Origin of the sequence: Rhizobacter sp. (assembly GCF_035702065.1) — a bacterium.
In the GTDB taxonomy this organism is placed as follows: domain Bacteria; phylum Pseudomonadota; class Gammaproteobacteria; order Burkholderiales; family Burkholderiaceae_C; genus Rhizobacter.
In genome coordinates this window covers 1-3,397 of record NZ_DASSRA010000272.1, presented here as the reverse complement: position 1 = coordinate 3,397, position 3,397 = coordinate 1, and the positions used below count along the sequence as shown (strand labels likewise).

Here is a 3,397-nt window from a genome sequence, read left to right as displayed (position 1 = left end):
GGCCAGACCTGCCAGCGCAGCCGGTTGCGCGCAAACCTCGCATCGGCATTGCTGTCATCGTCGATGTAGCGCAGACGGTGATGGCGGACGTAGGCTTCGATCCGTTCGCGCGGATGGTCGAGCCAGGGGCGCACCCAGGTGATGCCCTCGCGCTCGATGTTGCGCGGCATGCCGGCCAGTCCGGCCACACCGGCGCCACGCAGGGCTTGCAGCAGCAGGGTCTCAGCCTGGTCGCGCTGGTGATGGGCCAGCAGCACGAGCTTCGCACCCGCTTCAATGGCCATCTGGCGCAATGCACGGTAACGCGCCTGCCGTGCCCAGGCTTCGATGCTTTCGCCACGGGTGGGCTTGCCACTCAGGCGATGGGTGATGAGCCGCACGGGCAGGCCTTGACGAGCCCAGCGCTCGCACTGCGCGCTCGCATGCGCCAGCCAGTCATCGGCGTGGGGACTCAGCCCGTGGTGCACATGCAGGGCCGCCACCTGGGCTCCCTGCTGTGCCGCTGCATGCACCACGGCATGCAGCAAGGCAGTGGAATCGCGGCCGGCACTGTAGGCGACCGCGATGCAGCGCGAGGAATCAGCGGTCGCTGGTGTCGGTGAAGCGGCCATACGACTGCAGCCGTTCATAGCGCCGCTGCAGCAGTTCCTTGGGCTTCAGGTCGCTCACCTGGCGCAGCGCGTCGTTGAGGGCACGCTTGAGGTAGGCCGACATCTGCTTCGGATCGCGATGTGCACCGCCCACGGGTTCGTTGACGATCTTGTCGATCAGGCCCAGCGCCTTCAACCGGTGGGCGGTGATGCCGAGCGCATCGGCCGCATCGGAAGCACGCTCCGCGGTGCGCCACAGAATCGAGGCGCAGCCTTCCGGTGTGATGACCGAGTAAACCGAGTACTGCAGCATCAGCACCTGGTCACCCACGCTGATGGCCAGCGCGCCACCCGAACCACCTTCGCCAATGATGGTGACGATGATGGGCACTTCGAGCTGTGCCATCTCGAAGATGTTGCGGCCAATCGCCTCGGATTGACCGCGCTCTTCGGCGCCGATGCCCGGGTAGGCCCCCGGCGTGTCGACCAGCGTGAACACTGGCAGGCCGAACTTCTCGGCCAGCTTCATCAGGCGCAAGGCCTTGCGGTAGCCTTCGGGCCGCGACATGCCGAAATTGCGCGCCGCGCGCTCCTTGGTGTCACGCCCCTTCTGGTGGCCGATGACCATGCAGGCCTGGCCATTGAAGCGCGCGAGGCCGCCGACGATGGACTGGTCGTCCGCAAAATGACGGTCGCCGCGCAACTCCTGGAAGTCGGTGAAGACCTCGTTGATGTAGTCCATCGCATACGGCCGCTGCGTGTGCCGCGAGATCTGCGTGACTTGCCAGGGCGTCAGGCTGGAGTAGATGTCCTTGACGAGCTGCTGGCTCTTCTTGCTGAGGCGATCGATCTCTTCGGAGATGTCGACGGCCGATTCGCTTTGCACGTAGCGCAGCTCTTCGATCTTGGTTTCGAGCTCGGCAATGGGCTGCTCGAATTCGAGGAAGTGTCGTTTGCTCATCCGGCTGGAGTCCTGGGTTGATGAAGACAGAGGGGTCTTCTCATGAGGCAGAAAGAGGCGCTCAGTACGCCACAGGCAGGGGGTCGAGGCTGCGCCAAATGTACCATGTGGCCACCGAGCGGAAAGGGGCCCAGGCATCGCCCAGCTCGCGCGCTTCGGCCCGTGAAACGGGCTCGCCGCTGAAGTAATTCAGGCTGATTCCCTTGAGCAGCCCCACGTCATCGAGCGGCAGCACGTTCGGCCGCAGCAGGTGGAAGATCAGGAACATCTCGGCCGTCCAGCGGCCGATTCCGCGAATGGCCACCAGTTCATCGATGATGGCTTCGTCGTCCATCTGCTGCCATTGCCGCACATGCACGCTGCCCGCCTCGAAGTGCTGCGCCAGATCGAGCAGGTAGTCGACCTTGCGCGCGGACAGCCCGGCCTCGCGCATGCGGGCCGGCTCCATGCCAACGACAGCTGCGGGCATCACGCGGGTGGACTGCCCGCCCACCAGTGCAGCGAACCGATCCCACACCGACTGCGCGGCCTTCACCGAGATCTGCTGGCCGACGATGGAGCGCGCCAGGGTCGTGAAGGCATCGCCGCGGCTCTCCAGGCGACCTTCGCCCTGGGGAATCAGCTTGCGCATCACGCGGTCGCGCTTGGAGAGGTGCTTGCAGGCCTCGTCCCAGTAGTCAGGGGTCGCAATTCGCACCGGTCAGACCTTCGTCCAGGTCGTGCCTTGCGGCGAATCCTGCAGTTCGATGCCCTGGTTCAACAAGTCCTTGCGGATCTGGTCAGCGAGTGCGAAATCGCGTGCCTTCTTGGCGGCAGCGCGCGCGTCGATCTGCGCCTGGATCGCGGCCTCGTCCAGCCCGCTGCCTGACTGCAAGAAGCTGCGCGGGTTCTGCTGCAGCACGTTCAGCGTGCCTCCCAATCCCTTGAGCAGGCCGGCCAGCTGAGGCGAGCGAGTGCGGTTGACTTCACCGGCCAGCTCGAACAGCACGGCCACCGCTTCGGGCGTACCGAAGTCGTCGTTCATCGCATCGCGGAAACGCGCGGCCAGCGGGTGCGCCCAATCCACCGCCAGTGTCGGCACGTCGATATCGGCCAGCGCGGTGTAGAGGCGGCGCAAGGCATTGCGCGCGTCGTCCAGGTTGCCGTCGCTGAAGTTGAATGGGCTGCGGTAGTGAGTGCGCAGCATGAAGAAACGGATGGTCTCGCCGTCGTAGCGCTCCAGCACCTCGCGGATGGTGAAGAAGTTGCCCAGCGACTTGGACATCTTCACGTGGTCGACGTTCAGCAAGCCGTTGTGCGCCCACACCTTGGCCGGGGCCACACCGTTGGCGCCTTCGCTCTGCGCGATCTCGTTCTCGTGGTGAGGGAACTGCAGGTCGGCACCACCACCGTGCAAGTCGAACTGCTCGCCGAGGATCGCGCAGCCCATGGCCGAGCACTCGATGTGCCAGCCGGGCCGGCCACTGCCGTAATCGGAGGCGTACTTGGCATCCTCGGGTTCGCCGGGCTTCGCGGCCTTCCACAGAACGAAGTCGAGAGGGTCCTGCTTGCCGTCGAGCACGGCCACGCGCTCGCCTGCGCGCAACTCGTCGATCGACTTGCCCGACAGCTTGCCGTAGCTCGGGAACTTGCGCACCGCGTAGTTCACGTCACCGTTGTCGGAGCGGTAGGCCAGGCCCTTGGCTTCGAGCTTGCCGATCATCGACAGCATCTGCGGGACGTACTCGGTGGCACGCGGCTCGTGGGTCGGCTTGGCGATGCCCAGCGCCCCGAGATCCTGGTGCATGGCGCCGATCATCTCGTCGGTGAGTTCACGCAACGAGATCTTGCGTTCGAGTGAGCGCTT

4 protein-coding genes are annotated in these 3,397 nt (G+C 65.3%); all 4 read right to left on the bottom strand.

Annotation, left to right across the window (positions count from 1 at the left end; all coding sequences use genetic code 11):
* The coding region (gene tilS / locus VFL64_RS12410; protein ID WP_489540690.1) for a tRNA lysidine(34) synthetase TilS at positions 1-527 on the bottom strand (527 nt) is incomplete at its 3' end.
* A 52-nt stretch (positions 528-579) separates the two neighbouring features.
* Positions 580-1,551, bottom strand: a complete 972-nt coding sequence (locus tag VFL64_RS12405) for an acetyl-CoA carboxylase carboxyltransferase subunit alpha (RefSeq protein WP_489540689.1) — start codon at positions 1,549-1,551, stop codon at positions 580-582.
* A gap of 61 nt (positions 1,552-1,612) precedes the next feature.
* A complete protein-coding gene (locus VFL64_RS12400; RefSeq protein ID WP_489540688.1) occupies positions 1,613-2,248 on the bottom strand; it encodes a DNA-3-methyladenine glycosylase family protein in 636 nt (211 codons plus the stop codon).
* A gap of 3 nt (positions 2,249-2,251) precedes the next feature.
* Positions 2,252-3,397: cysteine--tRNA ligase (gene cysS / locus VFL64_RS12395; RefSeq protein WP_489540687.1), on the bottom strand; the 1,146-nt coding region annotated here is incomplete at its 5' end.